This window comes from Spiroplasma endosymbiont of Tipula paludosa, from assembly GCF_964264785.1.
GTDB lineage: Bacteria > Bacillota_I > Bacilli_A > Mycoplasmatales > Nriv7 > Nriv7.
This window is the reverse complement of the sequence record NZ_OZ183484.1, coordinates 207,021-227,274: the sequence shown is the minus strand read 5'-3', so window position 1 is coordinate 227,274 and position 20,254 is coordinate 207,021. Positions and strand designations below refer to the sequence as shown.

Below are 20,254 nucleotides of genomic sequence, written 5' to 3'. Positions count from 1 at the left end.
GCACTTAACTTTACAATTTGGCCAATAAAATTATTTCAGTAGATTTTTGTTATGGCAGTATTCATGATTATAAGTTATTTTTAAAATCAAATACACTTATAAATCCAAAATTAGAATTAATTGCCGATTCAGGCTATCAAGGTTTGCAAAATGTTCATAAAAATACATTAGACTTGGTACATAACCTTTAATTTTATCTACTATTTTGATAATTATTTTTTAGATGAAATACAAATGTTAGATAAATACAAAGATAAAAATGAATTTTATAGTTTAGTCGGCATAAAATGTTATAGTTATGTACCAAGTCTAATATATTTCTCTTTAAACTCTTTCTTTAAACTAAATTAACATAACTTGTTAGTAAACTTCGTTTACTAAAAAACTTAGTTTATCAACAACAAGGCACAAAAAAATACAAGGCATAACTAAAAATAATAAATATTAATTTAACCTTATATTTCTTGTAATAGACTTGGTACATAACCTTTAATTTTATCTACTATTTTGATAATATTATTTACTAGGTGAAGTACAAATGTTAGATAAATACAAAGATAAAAATGAATTTTATAGTTTAGTCGGCATAAAATGTTATAGTTATGTACCAAGTCTATTAAATCATGGAATTTTTGGCGCTTTAATAAGCATTGCGTTTTGTGTTTCTTTTAAGAGATATTTTTTAGTATTTAAGAAAATGTTTTCAATGTTTTTCATAATAAATTACCTTTCTTATTTGTTATAAACTAAGTTATATTAACTAAGTTAGTTAACTTAGTTTTTTAAACACTTATATATCGTAGATTTAAGTGTTTAACAAGCTTTGTTAGTAAATTTTGTTTTTTAATTAGATAAAGATTTTAATAATTTTAAACTTAGTATATCCCCTATATAGAAATTTCTACACTAGACTTGGTACATAACTATAACATTTTATGCCGACTAAACTATAAAATTCATTTTTATCTTTGTATTTATCTAACATTTGTACTTCACCTAGTAAATAATATTATCAAAATAGTAGATAAAATTAAAGGTTATGTACCAAGTCTATTAATTAAAAGCAAGTTTGTAGAAACCAAAATCTTGTCATATGTATATGGTTTCTACAAATTCACAAATTAATGCTATTGAAAAAATTAATCAATTTAGTAATCCAAGTTTTGATTCAAAGAATGAAGAATTAACGAAAAAAGTATTGCAATATTTACATAGTAGAGATAGTTTTAAAGAAATGTATAGTGATTATAATATAAAAGGAAGTAGTGACTATGAATATAAGAAGATTCTAAAAGAAGTTAATGATTTTTTAGAAGCATCTGGTTTAAATGAAGCAATTAGAAAAAATGTTGTCAGAAAAGATAGTACGCCACATAGTAATATTGAAAGTATTTCTGGTCCTTTAATTCCTTCTAATAATGAAATTAAAAGTTTAGTTAAAAATTATTTAGTAAGCAAAGAAGTAGCAGTTATTAATAAAGAAATAAAAGAAGAATCATTAACAACATCATATTCTAATATTAAAAAGTATTGAAAAGAATTAAAAAAATGAATAACTGATTACTATTTACCACCACAAATTTATTTACAATTTATTAATGAAAGTATTTATGAACCAATTGCTTGTATTACACAAAAGGCAATATTGAATGGGAATATTAGTAATGATGAGATAAAAACATTAACTAAAAATATTGAAGATTTAAGTTTAGATATTGCTAAAACCATTGTTAATGAATTCGTTAGTGATAATGGTGAAGCAATTAATAAACTTAAAAAATCAATGAATATTGATATTCATTTTAGTAATAATTCAACAGTTGATACTAATCCATATTTTGATTCTAAGACCTTATACAATCGAAGTACAAAACTTAATTTTTTGTATGACCACTTATTAAGGAATATTTATATTACAACTGGTCATTGTTTAGAAAAATCAAAATATTTAGATTTGTTAAATTTTTCAAGTAAAACGATAAAACAGGTAAAAAATTGTAGATTTTCTCTTCTTCAATTCAGTAAACCAAGTCCGATAGCCTGCCTTGGTGATGGTGAATGGAGAAAAACTCGAATTGATTACCCAATTTCAAAAGATCTTGAATGCTTAGACTTACAAAGATTAAATAAATCTAACTGAAAACATACTCAGCATGGTTGTTTTCTATCAAGAAATATTACCGAGAATGATAAATTTATTTGTAGAAATACTAGTGAACTCTTAGCAGTTAATATTAAATTAAAAGACAAGTTATCTATTATTGCAAAAGAAAATACTAGTCAATTTAATATTAAATTACCGCTGTCAGATAGTCATATTAAAGAAGACACTGCTTCATTATTAGAACAATCTACTGATAGTTATATTGATGAAGACACTGTTTCAATGTCATATTCAACATATAATCCCCAAACCGATAGTTATATTGATGAAGACACTGTTTCAATGTCATATTCAACATATAATCCCCAAACCGATAGTTATATTGATGAAGACACTGTTTCAATGTCATATTCAACATATAATCCCCAAACCGATAGTTATATTGATGAAGACACTGTTTCAATGTCATATTCAACATATAATCCCCAAACCGATAGTTATATTGATGAAGACACTGTTTCAATGTCATATTCAACATATAATCCCCAAACCGATAGTTATATTGATGAAGACACTGTTTCAATGTCATATTCAACATATAATCCCCAAACCGATAGTTATATTGATGAAGACACTGTTTCAATGTCATATTCAACATATAATCCCCAAACCGATAAAGTTTTACAAGGTAAGGAAAACCGAGCAAAATTTTATCAAGAGTTTCAAGAAGAAGGAAAATTAATAGCTTCTAGCAAAGAAAATTTTCAAACTAAAAATGATAGTTTTAATGTTAATCAAGAAGAAGAGAACAAAGATATTAAATATTTACAAGAACTAGAAGAGATATTTATACAACAAAAAAATAAGAAAGAAGATGAACAATCATTAATAAATAGTAGATTAGAAAAGAGGCAAGAACAAATAGCAGAATCACAAATTAGTAATTGTGTAAATTTACAACAAAATCTTGCTGAACAAACTGCTAAGATCGCACAAAGTAAAAATCAAAAACTTCGTGAAGAAGAAAAATTAAAACAAGAGCAAGAAATTCGAAGACAGCTAAATAACCAAGCACGATTAAAAAAACTACAGGAAGAAAATAAGCAAAAAGCAATAACAAAGCGAAAAACAAGACAATTGGAACCTGCTTAAAATATTTAGTAAATATTATCCTTTAAAAAGAAAACATTTTTTTATGTTAAAATATTATTGATTTGATTTTTTTTTAAAAGACTAGGATGATATGAATGAAATTTATTGATAAGATTACAATTAAAGTTAAAGCTGGCAAAGGTGGTGATGGTGCTGTTGCTTTTCGTCGTGAATTATATGTTCCAAAAGGTGGGCCGGCTGGTGGTGATGGCGGTAATGGTGGTAACATTATTTTTATTGGCGATGAAGGAATAAATACATTATTAGAATTAAACTATCAAAAAGAAATTAAAGGTGTTGATGGTGAAAATGGGCAACATAAAAATATGCACGGTAAAAATGCTAAAAATACTTATATTAGTGTTCCCTTAGGTACTATTATTTATGATGCTTTAAATAAAGAAGAAATTGGTGATATTGTTACTAACAAACAAGAAGTTATTGTTGCGAATGGTGGTCGTGGAGGTAAAGGAAATAGTCGGTTTGCTAATTCCAGAAATCGTGCTCCGACAATATTTACTCGTGGTGATTTAGGCGATGAAAAAGAAATTACTTGTGAATTAAAATTATTAGCAGATGTCGGGATTGTTGGTATGCCTAATGCTGGGAAGTCTACTTTATTAGGAACTATTTCTCACGCTAAACCACAAATTGGTGATTTTCCTTTTACAACTTTAACCCCGCAATTAGGTGTAGTTAAACATCAAAACTTTTCTTTTGTAGTTGCTGATTTACCAGGATTAATTGCAGGTGCTAGTTTAGGAAAAGGTTTAGGATATGAATTTTTACGGCATATTGAACGATGCCGGTTATTAGTTCATCTTATTGATATTAGTTTACCCAATGCTTATGATAATTATTCAGTGATTCAAAAAGAACTTAAAGATTATAATTTACAATTAGAAAATAAGCAACAAATAGTTGTTGCTAGTAAAATGGATCAAGTTGATGCTTCTCGTAATTTAGAACTTTTTAGTAAGCAAATTAAACAAAAAGTTTACTCAATTTCTGCTTGAACTAGAGAAGGAATTGAATCATTAGTTCATATTATTCATAGGCAATTGCAAACTATTAAAAAAATACCAGAATTAAAGCAAGAAATGGCACCAACAATCTATCGTTTTACACCAACAAACGAAGAAGTCATTGTTGAAAATTTAGGAAATGGTCATTGAAAAGTAATTGGTGCTAGTGTGCATCGCATTTATCACAAATTTCCATTAACAACACATGATAATTTATTATTATTTAATCAGAAGTTACGAGATTTAGGAGTTTTTAAAATTCTCGTTAAAAAAGGCATTCAAAAAGGGGATACAATTAAAATTTTTGATTATGAGTTGCAATGACTTGACGAAAATTTTTAAGTGAAAGGATATTAATTAATGGAATTACAGAAATATTTAGATTATTTAGTTCAATGATTACAAGAACAAGTAAAATTAGCTAATGCTAAAGGATTAATTGTTGGTGTATCTGGTGGTATTGATTCAGCCGTTACTGTTGCTTTGATTAAAAAAGCAATGCCAGATAACCATTTAGCTGTTTTTATGCCTTGCTATTCATCAAGTAATGATGAAATTTTAGTAAAAAAATTAGTAGCGACATTAGATTTAAAATTACAAATTATTAATTTAGAGTCAGCTTATAATGAATTACAAAATAACTTTAATTGACACGATGGTTTATCATCATTGCAACAAAAAGCATTAGTTAATTGTAAACCTCGTCTCCGAATGACTTCTTTATATGCCTTAGCACAAGCAAATGAATATTTAGTTGTCGGCACTAGTAACTTTGATGAATGATATACAGGTTATTTTACTAAACATGGTGATAGTGCTTGTGATATTTTACCATTAATTCATTTATTAAAAAGTCAAATAAATACGGCTGCTAAGTTATTAAATATTCCGCAAGAAATTATTAATCAGCCTCCATCAGCAGGTTTATGAGCAGGGCAAACTGATGAAAAAGAGATGGGAATAACTTATGCTGAGTTAGATAACTTTTTAAACGGTCAAGAGAAATTGTTAGATAATAATATTGTTAATAAAATTAAGATGATGCACAAAAATACTGAACATAAGCGAAAATCAGCAATTATTCCTAAAAAATTTATTTTTAAAAATTAGTCAAATAGTAGTAAATAAAAATAATATGTGCTATACTGAAAAAAATGTAAATTAAAAAATATTGACTAAATTTACATTTCGATGAGGTGAAATATATGAAATTAATGAATATGCAAAAGTTATTAAAGTTAATGGCGACAATAACAATTATTAGTGGGCCATTATTACCAGCAATAGCTTGTAGTAATAATGCTAATGATTACATTATTACCACAAATGGGATTAATGTTAGTACTTTAGATGTTAATAAATCAAAATTAATTGCTAAGTCGCTAATTTTGGCACGAACTAAACAATGAAATCCAAATGAGATTTTAAAAAGGGCGTTACAAAATAATTTTAAAGATTTAAATGACTACTTTGTTGATGATACAATTAAAAATTTAGTATTAACAAAAGAACATCATAATTTTTCAAAACCGGACTATCAAGTACCTAAAACTTTAGAAGTTGCTGGTTTTAATATTTTGCCAAATTGTAAAGTTAAGTGCAACTAAATTATTTTTCTAACCAAATATTCGATTGGCGAAAGATAATTTAGTATTTTTCTTGGTCTTTGGTTTAAAGACAATATAAATTTATGAACTGCATTTTTAGTAGTGTTTGAAAAATTAAATTTTTTAGGAAATTTTTCTCTAATTAAACCATTAGTATTTTCATTAGTACCTCTTTGTCAAGGTGAATATGCATCAGCAAAATAAATTTTCACATTTAAATTTTTTTCAAGTTGTTGTCAATTAGCAAATTCTTTACCCCTATCAAATGTTATAGTCTTAACAAGATTATTTGGAAGAATTGATAAATAATGACTAATATTTTTGTTAATAACTTTAGTAGTTCTATTTTCAACTAATATTGCTAAAGTAAATCTTGATGTTCTTTCAACTAAAGTTATTAAACATGATTTACTTTTACCTCGTGATGATACTACAGTATCACCTTCTCAATGGCCAAGAGTTATGCGATTATTAACATTTCGTTCTTTAATGGATTTACCATTAAATTTACCCCGATTTTCTTGAGATTTTCGTTTCTTACCTTTTCTTCTTAAATTTTTACTAGTAACCTTTTCAAGTAATCCAGAATAAATTCAATTGTAAATTGTTTTAAAACTAATAATTCATTCTTGATGAAAATTTTTAATTCTGCCATAAATTTGTTCAGGCGATCAACCTAATAATAATTTTTGTTGTACATATTTTACTAATTCTCTATTTTTAAATTTATGAAAATAAACATGTAATTGTTTTCTATTTTCTGCTTTATTTTGTGCAATTAATGAAAAATAATGATTATTATCTTTATTTCTATTAACTTCTCGATTAATAGTACTAATACTTCGATTAAGATTTTTAGCTATTTCACTAATTTTTACTTTAAATTTCAATTGATTCTCAATATAAATTCTTTCATCTATGCCAAGATGTTTGTATCCCATATAAAAACTCCTTAAATTTACTTTTTCTAAAATAAACTTAGCATCATGAAATTTTTATATGAAATCTTTTGCAATTTTATTTACTTGCACTTACAAGTATAATTCAGCTTTTAGAAAAAATAAAAGCAGTTTTACAAGAGTTTATTAAAAATAATGATTTTGAAATTAAGAATTTTATGGAAAAATTATTAGAACAGTTATTAGGTTTATTAGACTTGGTACATAACCTTTAATTTTATCTACTATTTTGATAATTATTTTTTAGATGAAATACAAATGTTAGATAAATACAAAGATAAAAATGAATTTTATAGTTTAGTCGGCATAAAATGTTATAGTTATGTACCAAGTCTATTAAATAGTGAGCAAAGGGCGCATAAAGTTTTGTTAGGTGGGTAAAGATTTGAATAATTTTGAAAGAAAAGCAACTAAAAATTTATTACCTTTTTACTTGAAAAATAATTAATAAAACAAAATATTTAATATTAACAAACATATTCTTAATAAAAGGTTATAAAAACTAAGTAAAATGCTTATAAAAACAACATTAAAATAATTTTTTACAACAAAAATCATACATAAGAAATATATACTTAATTTGCATATTGAAATAATTTATAGTAAATGACTATTTTTTCTTTTTTAAAAAATACCTAAGAAAACTAAACGCGACCGTGAGCAAATTGCTATTCATATTCCAGATATTAAAGCAATTCTAACAACACAATATCAAGATATCGTTGTTGCTATTAAGAGTGGTATTGATACTAATAAAAAATTCATTACTGATAAAAAAACATTTGGTGAAATTTTTGCGGATATAAAACATAATAAAATTATAGAAGATAATATTTTTAGTAAATTTTTAAAAATTCAGAATAAATCAATAGAAATTAAAGATATTGCGATTTTAATAAAAACAATAATTACTTATGTGCCAATATTAATAACTTTTATGATTAATTTTGCTGAAAAATTAGAAAATGGTTTTAATGAAGAAATAATTAATGATTTAAAAGCAAAACCATATCAAGGTTTATTAGATAATAAAGACCAACCGTTTACTTTACAAAATATCAAGAATACTTTTAAAAATATTTTTGGAGTTAATAAGAAAAAAGTCGATTTTTTAATAAAATTAATATCTGATTCAAGTTTACCATTTAATTCTATATTTATGGCTTTACAAGGTGTTGTTGGTGAAAAAGAGTTCAATAATTTTTATCAAAATTTGAATGGTGATGAGCTTGATAATGATTTTATCGCAATAATTGATCAATTGCTTTTAAAATTACCTAAAGTGTATGATGATTTTATAACTTTATTAGAAGACAAAACTGCTATTAGTAAAGTGGATTTTCTTAAAAAACTTATTAAGATAATGGGTGCTAATATTAATGATAAAACTAGTATTGAAAAAGAAACTATTTTAGATTATTTAACTAAAATTCTTGGTAATAAATGATTTCAAGATAATGCTTTGCAAAACATTATTGATAATAAAAGTATTTGAGAAGAAGATGGTGATTATATTGCTGATTTTGTTAATAAATTAAGTTATATTCAGGATACAAAAGCAGAAATTGTTTATGATCCGAGTGCAGGGTTAGTATTTTATAATATAACGATAGAAAAGCAAGAATTTAAATTTAGTTGAAAGTTTTCTTATAGTAACGAGAAAAAATTAATAGGAATGAAAATATTTAATTTTGAACAACTTAATTAAATACATATTTAGTAAATAAAATGGTAGTTACCGTTTTATTTTTTAAAACAATTTTATAATTGTAAAATTGTTTTAATATTTATATTTATTATTGTTATAATAAATATATATAATACTATGAAAATAAAAAAATTAAATAAAATTAATAATTTAGAAGGGAAAAAATATATGAGTCAAAATGTCGCAAGAAAATATGGTTTATTTATGTGCCTCTGTATGGTTGTGGGGACAGTAATTGGAACTGGGATTTTCTTTAAAAATGAAGGTGTTTACGGCTTTGTTAATGGTAATGGAATTTTAGGAATCATTGCTTGAATTATTGGTGGTGTTGTAGCAATTTCTTTTGGTTTATCATTTATGGAAATTTCATCGGCAAAACAAGATAGTAATTCGGGAATTGCTTTATATGCAAAAATGTTTGCTGGTAGTAAATTTGGTCGTGTTGTTCGTAACGCAATGAATAATATTTATTTGCCATTAACTGCTTTTACAGTAGCTTATTATACTAGTAAGGCTTCTGTTTGAGCAATTGGTGGCGGTCAAGATGCGGAAATGCGTTTAGCAAATGTCTTAGGTGGTTCTAATGTGTATGAATTATTATTAAGTATTTTTGCAGTTTTATATACTTTATTTGTTATTGTTTGTTGCATTTATAATGAATCAATTAGTAAATGAGTACAAATGATTACCGTTGTTTTAAAATTAATACCATTAATTTTTATTGGTGTTGCTGGATTAATTGTTGTTAATGCAGGAGCAGGTGCTTTTTTAGAAACTGGATTAGGTGATCCAAAAAAATATGAAATTGTTAAAAATAAAGGTCATTTTGAAATGCTATTAATGGCGTTACCAGGAATTCTTTTTGCCTTTGATGGTTTTTTATCAACAACTTATATTCAAAAAGATGTTCGGAATTCTAGTAAAAATATTCCTTTAGCCTTAGTTTTTGGTTTAACAGGAATTACTTTTATTTATGTTTTAACTTCAATTTCAACATTAAATTTAGACCCTAGTGGTAGCGTTGCTATTGCTGCGGGGAAAATATTTAATAATCCAACAGTTAATGCTGTTTGTACGCGCTTAATTTTTATTTTTATTCTTATTAGTGCTTTTGGCACTTTAAATGGTTATTGTTTTTCAATGACAAAGTTAACAAGGTCATCATTAGATGATGGTTTTGTTGTTGGTAACGATAAAATATGACAAAAAGTTATTAATCGTTTTGGTATTAAAACAGCAACATTAATGGTGATGGGAGTATTATTTGCAGTTTGAATTGTAATTATGGCACTACCAACGATAGTTACTGATGATAATTATAATTTCTTTGATTTTATTAGTAATGCTGGTGTTGTGATGGCATTTATGTTATATGGTGTAATTATTTTTTATGGTTTATTAAATCGTTATCGTAAAAAAATTAAAACGCTTAATGCTTGATATTTTATTCCGGCAGCGATTATTTCCATATTATGTATTACTTTAATATTGGGATATAATGTTTATTCTTACTTTGCTTTATTAGTAACCTCTGAAAATAAAGTAGGAGCAATTTTACAAATTTTCTTTTTACTATTAATTCTTGCTTTGCCTTGATTAGGATTATTTATGAAAGATAATGAATTAGAAAATGATAATGAAGCTGGTAATGCATCAGAACTTGGACAATCAACAAGTGATAATGGGACGACAAATAATTTTTCTAATGATAATAATGTGCCAGAAATTTATGTTTCTCTGGGACAAATTACTCCTAATGAGACTGGTAATGATTCTGAATTTGGTGATGAAATTACAGAATTATAAAATAGTATTGCATTAGACTATTTGAAAATAGTATAATATATCTTAGTTAAAGGGGATGTATTATATATGGCAAAAATAAATCCAACAGGACTAATAATTCCTAAAATATTAATGATGATTGGCGCTATTTGAATTATGGTTTTTGCAGTTGCGATTGCAATTAGTAAAGATGAAAATGCTGGTGTGATGTATGGTTTAAAAATTTCGTGACCGTTATTATTATTTTTAGGGTTAGTATATATATTGATTCCTTTTTCTGTTAAAGTGGGAATTTGATCATTAGTTTGAGGTGCTTTAATAGCAACCCTATCAATCATTATTCTTATTGGTAGTCTTATTGATGTTGATTATAAATCAATATGAACTTATTTTGGAGCAGCACCTTATGCGTTTTTAGCAGTAGGTTCAGTCTTATGAACATTAACATCATTTAAAACAAAAAAATAAAATTCTTATTTTTATAAGTGAAGCTTTGGCTTCACTTTTTTAATTGAAAAATTTATCTCATTAAATTTTTATTTTTAAATTTTGTATAATATTACAAAATAAATTTAGATAAAATATTAATATTTTCTAAAATTGGTACATAAATTCAATTAATATGATTTAATTAGCTTGGTGTTACAATTTTAAAATAATAAAATAAAAATAATTGTTTTATTTATGAAAGGATTATGATTAATAGATGTTAAAACGATACTATTTGATTACTGCGTTTTTTCACTTTTTTAGAGCTTTACCGCATGCAATCTTGTTTACTTATTTTATTAGTAAGGGGGTTACTATTAGTAATTATGGGTTAGTTCAAACTTTATTTTTTATTGGTATTGTTTCCTTTGAAATTCCTAGTGGTGTTTTTAGTGATTTATATTAGACTTGGTACATAACTATAACATTTTATGCCGACTAAACTATAAAATTCATTTTTATCTTTGTATTTATCTAACATTTGTATTTCATCTAAAAAATAATTATCAAAATAGTAGATAAAATTAAAGGTTATGTACCAAGTCTATTTAAGAATGGCAAATTTAAACAAATTAAATGTATTACATTACATTAATGAAAATATTAATTCAGAAATAGAAATCAGAAAAGAAATATATAAAAATTCATTATGAAATAAATATAATAGCCAAATTGTAAAGTTAAGTGCAACTAAATTATTTTTCTAACCAAATATTCGATTGGCGAAAGATAATTTAGTATTTTTCTTGGTCTTTGGTTTAAAGACAATATAAATTTATGAACTGCATTTTTAGTAGTGTTTGAAAAATTAAATTTTTTAGGAAATTTTTCTCTAATTAAACCATTAGTATTTTCATTAGTACCTCTTTGTCAAGGTGAATATGCATCAGCAAAATAAATTTTCACATTTAAATTTATTTCAAGTTGTTGTCAATTAGCAAATTCTTTACCCCTATCAAATGTTATAGTCTTAACAAGATTATTTGGAAGAATTGATAAATAATGACTAATATTTTTGTTAATAACTTTAGTAGTTCTATTTTCAACTAATATTGCTAAAGTAAATCTTGATGTTCTTTCAACTAAAGTTATTAAACATGATTTACTTTTACCTCGTGATGATACTACAGTATCACCTTCTCAATGGCCAAGAGTTATGCGATTATTAACATTTCGTTCTTTAATGGATTTACCATTAAATTTACCCCGATTTTCTTGAGATTTTCGTTTCTTACCTTTTCTTCTTAAATTTTTACTAGTAACCTTTTCAAGTAATCCAGAATAAATTCAATTGTAAATTGTTTTAAAACTAATAATTCATTCTTGATGAAAATTTTTAATTCTGCCATAAATTTGTTCAGGCGATCAACCTAATAATAATTTTTGTTGTACATATTTTACTAATTCTCTATTTTTAAATTTATGAAAATAAACATGTAATTGTTTTCTATTTTCTGCTTTATTTTGTGCAATTAATGAAAAATAATGATTATTATCTTTATTTCTATTAACTTCTCGATTAATAGTACTAATACTTCGATTAAGATTTTTAGCTATTTCACTAATTTTTACTTTAAATTTCAATTGATTCTCAATATAAATTCTTTCATCTATGCCAAGATGTTTGTATCCCATATAAAAACTCCTTAAATTTACTTTTTCTAAAATAAACTTAGCATCATGAAATTTTTATATGAAATCTTTTGCAATTTTATTTACTTGCACTTACAAGTATAATTCAGCATTTTCTGGTAAGAAAAGGCAACATTCATTAAAATCACAAATAATTATTGATTTATTTAACAATAAAATTATTTCAGTAGATTTTTGTTATGGCAGTATTCATGATTATAAGTTATTTTTAAAATCAAATACACTTATAAATCCAAAATTAGAATTAATTGCCGATTCAGGCTATCAAGGTTTGCAAAATGTTCATAAAAATACATTATTGCCAATTAAAAAGAGTAAAAATAATCCCTTAAATCCAGATAAAAAGGAATATAATAGCTTTTTAAGTAAAGTTAGAATTGCCATTGAACATGTTTTTGCTAGATTAAAAAGATTTAAAATACTAGTTTATCGTTATCGCAATAAGATTAGAAGATTTGGATTACGATTTAACTTAATTTCAGGAATATATAATTTTGAATTAAGCTAGTTATAGTTATGTACCAAGTCTAATAAAAAAGATATTGATGAATTTTTTGATAATTTAGGTTCTTTAACGGAATTAAATGAACAGTTTACTAGTTTTATTAATAAGAATTATTATTTTGATTATAAAGAAAAAACTTTTAAACAAAGTAGTCAAAATTGAACCGAAGAAAAGGGATGTGAATTTTTAAGAAATAGCGAGGTACTTACTAAATTAAATAACAATAATAATTTTCTTAAAGCAACTATTGTTAATGAAATAAAAAATGATTCGTCATCAATTTTATTGACAACAAATGATAAATTACCAAAAGATTCTCTGTCAATTGTAACAAAAAACAAAGTTGTTAAAAATAATGTTAGTTGTTTTACAAAGGAACTGGTTAATAAGCGCCGAGCAGTTCCACAGTCTAAGCTAAAAAAAGTGGTTAGTTTAGATGAAATTGATAATCTATTTGATAAGTATATTAAAAGTGTTTCTGATTATGCAAATTTATATGAAAGTGTTGGTAAAACACTAAGTAAATTATATTTACAATATCAAAGTGAAGATAATTTTAAATTATTTTTTGAGAATGAAAAAATTGGCAGTAATTTAAATGAATTAGGAAAAAATGAAATTAAGAAATTATATCAAATTTGAAACAAAGATTATTCGCACAAAACTAATGATGAACTTTTAATGACAACAGCAAATAAATTAAATTTGTTTTTAATGCATCACTATATACCTAAGGATGATAAGGAAAGAAATGAAATTATTCAATTAATAAATAATTTAGAAAATAGTCAAAACATTAATTTAAGTGAAAAAATTAATAGTAAAAGAATTTTTGAAGGTTTAAAGTTATTAGAAGACAAAAAATATTATCAAAGATGACCTGATAGAAATCATTTATTAATTAGACTTGGTACATAACCTTTAATTTTATCTACTATTTTGATAATTATTTTTTAGATGAAATACAAATGTTAGATAAATACAAAGATAAAAATGAATTTTATAGTTTAGTCGGCATAAAATGTTATAGTTATGTACCAAGTCTATTGAAAGTTATAAAATTTTATTAACTGATGTTTGAAAAAAATCTTTTGAACCTGATTTTGAACAAACAGTTAAATTTTTAAGTAAAACCTTTGATGACATTACGAGTAAAACTGTGAGTTTTCTTAATTCGTCAATTTATTCAAAAGCTGAATGTTTACAGTGAATGGAACAAGGAGAGGAATTAAGTAAAAGGAGTATTAGTATTACCTTATACTTAATGCCTGAATATGAACACGCGACGCATTCGCATAAAAAACAATTAAAAGTTGCTTATAGTAAATTTCAAAAGTTCATTGATGATAAAAAATATGAAAAAATTTGTGATATCTTAGATAAATATAGTTTATTTCAACGCAGTTCAAAATTAAATAATTCTTTTAGAAGAAAAAATATTATTTCTAAATATGTTAATAAAATAGTAACTGATGAAGAAGTTTCTTTTATTGATTGTTTACGAAAAAAATGCAAGTTATTTTCTGAAAATGGAACAAGGAGTCGTTTATACATAATGCCATTAATATCGCATCAAAATAAAGTTAAAGAAGAGTTATTTCCTAAACAAGAAGATAATTTAAAGTTAATCCAACCTGTTTATCAAGAAGTGCTAATAGGTGCTAATAATAAGAAAAATAAGCGAGACTCTAAAAGTGATGTTATTGATTTTAGTCATTTAAGTTCGCAAGAAGAACTTTGCATTTCAGAGATAGATAACAATGAGAAACAACAAAAACGAAAAGAAAAAGCAGAATCATTAAAAAAGCAATATAACGAAATAAGTGAATAATAATTAAAAGTTAGCTAAATGAATAGGAAGTTTTAAGGATGAATAATGAGATATTTTTAATGCAAATAAATGGGTTGCTAGTAAGAATTCCGCAATTTTTATGTCAAATATTGGCATTAAATACTAATAGAAATATGCAATTACAACAAGTTGAAGAGCAACTGAGTAATCCGTTAACTTTACAACATATGCAAGAAAGATATGCTGATGCGACTAATTTAGCATTTTTACAAGAACAATTGCGAACATTTCAACAAAATTGTTTTAATAATTGAGAAAATGTTGATTGGCAAACAAGAAATTCACAAATTATTTTTGTTAGTGAAAATCTTAGTAATATTTTAGGAATTGCTAGAATGCCAATAGAATTATCGATTCAAGAGCAAAGTAATTTTATTATATCAAGATTATGAGAAAATGCTAATAATGATGTTGACGGCGGATATATTCCCCTGCATCTCGCTATTTTAGAAGGTAATATCCCGCTAACACAGTTATTGTTACAATGTGATAGTAGTAATGTTAATTTTCAGACACCCAATAATGAAACATCGCTTCATCTAGCTACGCGTACTAATAATATTAGATTAAGTGAATTATTACTTGCCAATGGTGCCAATGTTGATGTTCAAGATAATGGCAATCTGACAGCCCTTTATAATGCTGTTGATAATAATAATTTAGTATTAGCTAGTTTATTAGTAGAAGCTGGTGCTGACCCAAATTTACCTGATGAAGAATCTGAAGAGGATCTGCCACTTCATCTTGCTGTCCATCACGATAATCTTTTATTAGTACAACTTTTACTAGAAAATGGTGCAAATCCTAATTTACAAAATGAAAATAGTGAAACCCCGCTTCATCTTGCAATGCGGAGCATTAATGTTTTGCCATTAGCTCGGTGCTTATTAGCATATGCTGCTGATATTAATGCCCAAAATGATAGTGAAGAGACAGCCCTTAATATTGCTGTGCGTTGTGCTAATTATGATGCGGTCCATTTATTAGTAACCAATGGTGCTGATGTGACAATACTAGATTCTGAAAATCAATCACCAATTTATTTAGCTTTACTTGATGATGATTTAAAAATGATTAAGTTATTTATTGAGTATGGTGCTGATGTTAATTGTTGTACTTCTAGTGGTGATACGCCTCTACATTTAGCGTTAAATGAAAATGACTTTGAATTAGCACAATTATTTATTGAAAGGGGTGCTAATCCAGATATTCTATTTAATGATAATAATACCCCGTTACATATCGCAAGTCGCAATTTTGCCGGATTAACATTTATGCAAATGTTAATTCAACAAGGTGTTAATGTAAATACTACTAATATGGTGGGTAGTATGCCAATTCATGAAGCGACATTTGTAAATAATATTTCAGCAATGCAATTATTAATTAGTGAAGGAGCTAGTGTCAATGTTATTAATAATATTGGAGCGCCATTGCATATTACAATAGACTTGGTACATAACTATAACATTTTATGCCGACTAAACTATAAAATTCATTTTTATCTTTGTATTTATCTAACATTTGTATTTCATCTAAAAAATAATTATCAAAATAGTAGATAAAATTAAAGGTTATGTACCAAGTCTAATAATTACTGGTGCGATTACAACAGCAACTTTTTTATTAAGAAATCGGGCTGATGTCAATATTAGAAATAATAATCTTGATACGCCATTACACTTAGCAGCTATGGGGAAAGATTTTAAAATGGTGAAGCTATTACTAGAAAATGGTGCTAATGTTAATGTGCAAGATTATTGTGGTCTTACGCCCTTACACTGAGCAGTTTATAATAGTGATGTCATAACAACTACTATTCTCTTAGAAGCAAACGCTAATATTAATATTAGAGGATTAAATGGGGCCACACCATTTGAACTTGGAGAATATTTTAATAATTTTGAAATAAGAAATTTGATGTGAGAACAAGTTAATAAGAATATTAAGAAAAGTGATGCTAATATTTGTTTAGTGGAAAAAAATATTCAGCAACAACAAGAAGGTTTATTTAATAGACTTGGTACATAACCTTTAATTTTATCTACTATTTTGATAATTATTTTTTAGATGAAATACAAATGTTAGATAAATACAAAGATAAAAATGAATTTTATAGTTTAGTCGGCATAAAATGTTATAGTTATGTACCAAGTCTATTCTTTAAAATTATTACTATTACTACACGCAGAGATAAATATTAGCCCAACTAAATTTAAAGCTGATAAAAATTTTCACATAACAAAAAATCCTCCTTTCAAAGGAATTATATTTTAGACTTGGTACATAACCTTTAATTTTATCTACTATTTTGATAATTATTTTTTAGATGCCAAATTGTAAAGTTAAGTGCAACTAAATTATTTTTCTAACCAAATATTCGATTGGCGAAAGATAATTTAGTATTTTTCTTGGTCTTTGGTTTAAAGACAATATAAATTTATGAACTGCATTTTTAGTAGTGTTTGAAAAATTAAATTTTTTAGGAAATTTTTCTCTAATTAAACCATTAGTATTTTCATTAGTACCTCTTTGTCAAGGTGAATATGCATCAGCAAAATAAATTTTCACATTTAAATTTTTTTCAAGTTGTTGTCAATTAGCAAATTCTTTACCCCTATCAAATGTTATAGTCTTAACAAGATTATTTGGAAGAATTGATAAATAATGACTAATATTTTTGTTAATAACTTTAGTAGTTCTATTTTCAACTAATATTGCTAAAGTAAATCTTGATGTTCTTTCAACTAAAGTTATTAAACATGATTTACTTTTACCTCGTGATGATACTACAGTATCACCTTCTCAATGGCCAAGAGTTATGCGATTATTAACATTTCGTTCTTTAATGGATTTACCATTAAATTTACCCCGATTTTCTTGAGATTTTCGTTTCTTACCTTTTCTTCTTAAATTTTTACTAGTAACCTTTTCAAGTAATCCAGAATAAATTCAATTGTAAATTGTTTTAAAACTAATAATTCATTCTTGATGAAAATTTTTAATTCTGCCATAAATTTGTTCAGGCGATCAACCTAATAATAATTTTTGTTGTACATATTTTACTAATTCTCTATTTTTAAATTTATGAAAATAAACATGTAATTGTTTTCTATTTTCTGCTTTATTTTGTGCAATTAATGAAAAATAATGATTATTATCTTTATTTCTATTAACTTCTCGATTAATAGTACTAATACTTCGATTAAGATTTTTAGCTATTTCACTAATTTTTACTTTAAATTTCAATTGATTCTCAATATAAATTCTTTCATCTATGCCAAGATGTTTGTATCCCATATAAAAACTCCTTAAATTTACTTTTTCTAAAATAAACTTAGCATCATGAAATTTTTATATGAAATCTTTTGCAATTTTATTTACTTGCACTTACAAGTATAATTCAGCAAGTTAATAAACAGAATATAAAAAATAATTATTCAAACTTCTAGAAATTACTTTATTAAAAGTTTTTGTAATGTTTGAAATGGGGTTTTAGTGTTTAAAGATGAATGACAGCGTTTAAAATTATAAAAGTAATAATATTCATTTAAATAATATTGGAGTTCGTTTTGGTTTAATTTTTTATCCTTAGCATAAAATAATTTGGTATAATGTTGGTGGAATCGTTCAATCTTTCCGTTACTTTGCGGAGAACGAATCGGTGTAGTTTCGTGAACAATTCCATTTTTTGAAAGAAAGGTTGTAAAAGGCCTTTCTTTTACTTTGTACGATTTTTTATTACTTCAGTTAGTAGTAGTAAATTCGGGAGCATTATCAGTACGAAGGCGTTTAATTGTTATGCCAAGCTTGCTAAAATCTTTCATTGCTCTTTGCGTGGCATTAATTGCGTTATTGGTTCCTAAACTATCATAAACATAACCAAATACTATGCGTGTCATTTCGTCAATGAAATCATAAATGTAATATTTTTTATCAACTGGAAAATTTGATGTGGTAATAATTTTAGCATCCATTTGTAAAAGACCAATCTCGGAAACTTCATAGGTCGCGTTTAGTTTTCTTAGGTATTTTTTAAAAAAGAAAAAATAGTCATTTACTATAAATTATTTCAATATGCAAATTAAGTATATATTTCTTATGTATGATTTTTGTTGTAAAAAATTATTTTAATGTTGTTTTTATAAGCATTTTACTTAGTTTTTATAACCTTTTATTAAGAATATGTTTGTTAATATTAAATATTTTGTTTTATTAATTATTTTTCAAGTAAAAAGGTAATAAATTTTTAGTTGCTTTTCTTTCAAAATTATTCAAATCTTTACCCACCTAACAAAACTTTATGCGCCCAACTTCATAACGCTTAAAATGGCGTTTTGTTTGTTTAATTTGTTGTTTTAATTCTTTTCAGCGAGGGTCAGATTTAATTCAACGATAAAAAGTTTTGATGTTTTTAGGAACTTCTGAATTTTTAATATCGTGAAAACCGATTTTTAAATTGTTAAATAAAGACCACATTCCACCGGTTTGAAGATTTTTGTAATCAAAATATAAATCACATACTTTTTCACGAGAATTTAAACTATATTGATAATTAAGATTTTGTGGTTTTGTAGTTTTAAACAATAACAAATCTAAATTGTCAGAATAATAAGCGGTCATAATTTTTTCTGCCCAACGATAAAAGGTTTTCGTTGCATTTTTAAAATATTTTTTAATAAGTTTTGTTAAAGTAATTTCTTCAATAGACTTGGTACATAACCTTTAATTTTATCTACTATTTTGATAATTATTTTTTAGATGAAATACAAATGTTAGATAAATACAAAGATAAAAATGAATTTTATAGTTTAGTCGGCATAAAATGTTATAGTTATGTACCAAGTCTAATAATTAAAACAATAATCCCAGCACTAATAAGCATCGCTGAAATAATCACATAAGCTGGTCAATCAATATTTAAATGAGTATGTCCTATAAGACAAATAACAATTCCAGCTATAAAAAATAATGACGAAATTCCAAAGACCTTTAAAAACATAATAATGTCTTTAATACTAATTTTTGACATAAAAAACTCCTTTCTCTTGTTTTGAGAAAGGAACAGATGGTACAATATACCAGGGAAGGAATTACTGTGATTAATTCCTTTCTCATATATCAATTATACATAAAAAAAGAAATTATTTAAAATAATTTCTTTTTTAAGATTCTATTTTTTAGAAATTTTCTTTAATATAACAATTATAACTATAAGAGTAATTAAAATTAAAAGACCCATAATATATATATTAAATTAGAATCTTATTCCACCACGAGATGTGGAACGAAATAGATTAGCAGCACGAACAGTTTTTGCAGTATTGCTCAAATAACGACGATGTGCTTTAGTATTATTAACTTTTTTACGAAATGCCATTTTATATTACCTCCTTATGTGTAATAATATATTAA

The 20,254-nt window shown here is 25.3% G+C and carries 24 protein-coding genes; 18 read left to right on the top strand and 6 right to left on the bottom strand.

The window, feature by feature from the left end; genetic code table 4:
* Positions 1–17 precede the first annotated feature (17 nt).
* From ACFEL5_RS01330 to ACFEL5_RS01305, 6 genes are all read left to right on the top strand, one after another.
* Positions 18–191 (top strand): hypothetical protein, encoded by a 174-nt coding sequence (locus tag ACFEL5_RS01330; RefSeq protein WP_375315519.1) that lies wholly within the window; start codon positions 18–20, stop codon positions 189–191.
* Between the two features lie 347 nt (positions 192–538).
* Positions 539–745, top strand: a complete 207-nt coding sequence (locus ACFEL5_RS01325; RefSeq protein WP_375315518.1) for a hypothetical protein — start codon at positions 539–541, stop codon at positions 743–745.
* Between the two features lie 354 nt (positions 746–1,099).
* Entirely contained in the window at positions 1,100–3,256 is a 2,157-nt protein-coding gene (locus ACFEL5_RS01320) for a cell envelope integrity protein TolA (RefSeq protein WP_375315517.1), read from the top strand.
* Between the two features lie 95 nt (positions 3,257–3,351).
* Positions 3,352–4,623, top strand: coding sequence for a GTPase ObgE (gene obgE / locus ACFEL5_RS01315; RefSeq protein ID WP_375315516.1), 1,272 nt, complete (start codon positions 3,352–3,354; stop codon positions 4,621–4,623).
* A gap of 18 nt (positions 4,624–4,641) precedes the next feature.
* Positions 4,642–5,391, top strand: a complete 750-nt coding sequence (gene nadE, locus ACFEL5_RS01310) for an NAD(+) synthase (protein WP_342189917.1) — start codon at positions 4,642–4,644, stop codon at positions 5,389–5,391.
* Between the two features lie 95 nt (positions 5,392–5,486).
* On the top strand, positions 5,487–5,888 hold the full coding sequence (locus tag ACFEL5_RS01305; RefSeq protein WP_375315515.1) for a hypothetical protein: 402 nt from the start codon (positions 5,487–5,489) through the stop codon (positions 5,886–5,888).
* Here the strand turns inward: ACFEL5_RS01305 and ACFEL5_RS01300 are convergent.
* Positions 5,885–6,829, bottom strand: coding sequence for an IS30 family transposase (locus ACFEL5_RS01300; protein ID WP_338966716.1), 945 nt, complete (start codon positions 6,827–6,829; stop codon positions 5,885–5,887). The two genes, ACFEL5_RS01305 and ACFEL5_RS01300, sit on opposite strands and share 4 nt — an antisense overlap.
* 276 nt (positions 6,830–7,105) lie before the next feature.
* Between ACFEL5_RS01300 and ACFEL5_RS01295 the strand changes: the two genes are divergently transcribed.
* The 5 genes from ACFEL5_RS01295 to ACFEL5_RS01275 all read left to right on the top strand — a co-directional run bounded on the left by ACFEL5_RS01295 (position 7,106) and on the right by ACFEL5_RS01275 (position 11,235).
* The gene (locus ACFEL5_RS01295) at positions 7,106–7,228 is read left to right on the top strand and encodes a hypothetical protein (protein WP_375315514.1); all 123 of its coding nucleotides are present in this window, start codon (positions 7,106–7,108) and stop codon (positions 7,226–7,228) included.
* Positions 7,229–7,784: 556 nt separating this feature from the next.
* Positions 7,785–8,555 carry a hypothetical protein gene (locus ACFEL5_RS01290; protein WP_375315513.1) on the top strand — a complete coding sequence of 257 codons (771 nt, stop codon included), beginning with the start codon at positions 7,785–7,787 and terminating at the stop codon, positions 8,553–8,555.
* 168 nt (positions 8,556–8,723) lie between these two features.
* Positions 8,724–10,361: an APC family permease gene (locus ACFEL5_RS01285; RefSeq protein ID WP_342190075.1), complete on the top strand. Its 1,638-nt coding sequence runs from the start codon at positions 8,724–8,726 to the stop codon at positions 10,359–10,361.
* A gap of 66 nt (positions 10,362–10,427) precedes the next feature.
* Entirely contained in the window at positions 10,428–10,808 is a 381-nt protein-coding gene (locus ACFEL5_RS01280) for a hypothetical protein (protein ID WP_338968675.1), read from the top strand.
* 238 nt (positions 10,809–11,046) lie between these two features.
* The gene (locus tag ACFEL5_RS01275; protein ID WP_375315512.1) at positions 11,047–11,235 is read left to right on the top strand and encodes a hypothetical protein; all 189 of its coding nucleotides are present in this window, start codon (positions 11,047–11,049) and stop codon (positions 11,233–11,235) included.
* 284 nt (positions 11,236–11,519) lie between these two features.
* Here ACFEL5_RS01275 and ACFEL5_RS01270 read toward each other — a convergent pair whose 3' ends face one another.
* Positions 11,520–12,464, bottom strand: coding sequence for an IS30 family transposase (locus tag ACFEL5_RS01270; protein WP_375315511.1), 945 nt, complete (start codon positions 12,462–12,464; stop codon positions 11,520–11,522).
* 58 nt (positions 12,465–12,522) lie between these two features.
* Between ACFEL5_RS01270 and ACFEL5_RS01265 the strand changes: the two genes are divergently transcribed.
* The 6 genes from ACFEL5_RS01265 to ACFEL5_RS01240 all read left to right on the top strand — a co-directional run bounded on the left by ACFEL5_RS01265 (position 12,523) and on the right by ACFEL5_RS01240 (position 17,043).
* Positions 12,523–12,990 carry a transposase family protein gene (locus ACFEL5_RS01265; protein ID WP_375315510.1) on the top strand — a complete coding sequence of 156 codons (468 nt, stop codon included), beginning with the start codon at positions 12,523–12,525 and terminating at the stop codon, positions 12,988–12,990.
* 282 nt (positions 12,991–13,272) lie between these two features.
* Complete coding sequence (locus tag ACFEL5_RS01260) at positions 13,273–13,905, top strand: hypothetical protein (RefSeq protein ID WP_375315509.1); 633 nt, start codon at positions 13,273–13,275, stop codon at positions 13,903–13,905.
* 292 nt (positions 13,906–14,197) lie between these two features.
* Positions 14,198–14,818, top strand: coding sequence for a hypothetical protein (locus ACFEL5_RS01255; RefSeq protein ID WP_375315508.1), 621 nt, complete (start codon positions 14,198–14,200; stop codon positions 14,816–14,818).
* Positions 14,819–14,856: 38 nt separating this feature from the next.
* Entirely contained in the window at positions 14,857–16,404 is a 1,548-nt protein-coding gene (locus ACFEL5_RS01250) for an ankyrin repeat domain-containing protein (protein ID WP_375315507.1), read from the top strand.
* Positions 16,382–16,870, top strand: coding sequence for an ankyrin repeat domain-containing protein (locus ACFEL5_RS01245; protein WP_375315745.1), 489 nt, complete (start codon positions 16,382–16,384; stop codon positions 16,868–16,870). Before ACFEL5_RS01250 ends, ACFEL5_RS01245 begins: the two co-directional genes overlap by 23 nt.
* A gap of 50 nt (positions 16,871–16,920) precedes the next feature.
* The gene (locus ACFEL5_RS01240; RefSeq protein WP_375315032.1) at positions 16,921–17,043 is read left to right on the top strand and encodes a hypothetical protein; all 123 of its coding nucleotides are present in this window, start codon (positions 16,921–16,923) and stop codon (positions 17,041–17,043) included.
* A gap of 151 nt (positions 17,044–17,194) precedes the next feature.
* On the opposite strand, the gene ACFEL5_RS01235 is transcribed toward ACFEL5_RS01240, so the two are convergent.
* The 3 genes from ACFEL5_RS01235 to ACFEL5_RS01225 all read right to left on the bottom strand — a co-directional run bounded on the left by ACFEL5_RS01235 (position 17,195) and on the right by ACFEL5_RS01225 (position 19,462).
* Entirely contained in the window at positions 17,195–18,139 is a 945-nt protein-coding gene (locus ACFEL5_RS01235; protein ID WP_338966716.1) for an IS30 family transposase, read from the bottom strand.
* Between the two features lie 155 nt (positions 18,140–18,294).
* Positions 18,295–18,816: an integrase core domain-containing protein gene (locus ACFEL5_RS01230; RefSeq protein WP_375315506.1), complete on the bottom strand. Its 522-nt coding sequence runs from the start codon at positions 18,814–18,816 to the stop codon at positions 18,295–18,297.
* A gap of 313 nt (positions 18,817–19,129) precedes the next feature.
* A complete protein-coding gene (locus ACFEL5_RS01225) occupies positions 19,130–19,462 on the bottom strand; it encodes a hypothetical protein (protein ID WP_375315505.1) in 333 nt (110 codons plus the stop codon).
* A 149-nt stretch (positions 19,463–19,611) separates the two neighbouring features.
* On the opposite strand from ACFEL5_RS01225, the gene ACFEL5_RS01220 reads away from it, so the two are divergent.
* Positions 19,612–19,743 carry a hypothetical protein gene (locus tag ACFEL5_RS01220; protein WP_375315504.1) on the top strand — a complete coding sequence of 44 codons (132 nt, stop codon included), beginning with the start codon at positions 19,612–19,614 and terminating at the stop codon, positions 19,741–19,743.
* A 353-nt stretch (positions 19,744–20,096) separates the two neighbouring features.
* On the opposite strand, the gene ACFEL5_RS01215 is transcribed toward ACFEL5_RS01220, so the two are convergent.
* Positions 20,097–20,219, bottom strand: coding sequence for a hypothetical protein (locus ACFEL5_RS01215; RefSeq protein ID WP_375315448.1), 123 nt, complete (start codon positions 20,217–20,219; stop codon positions 20,097–20,099).
* Positions 20,220–20,254: the final 35 nt, after the last annotated feature.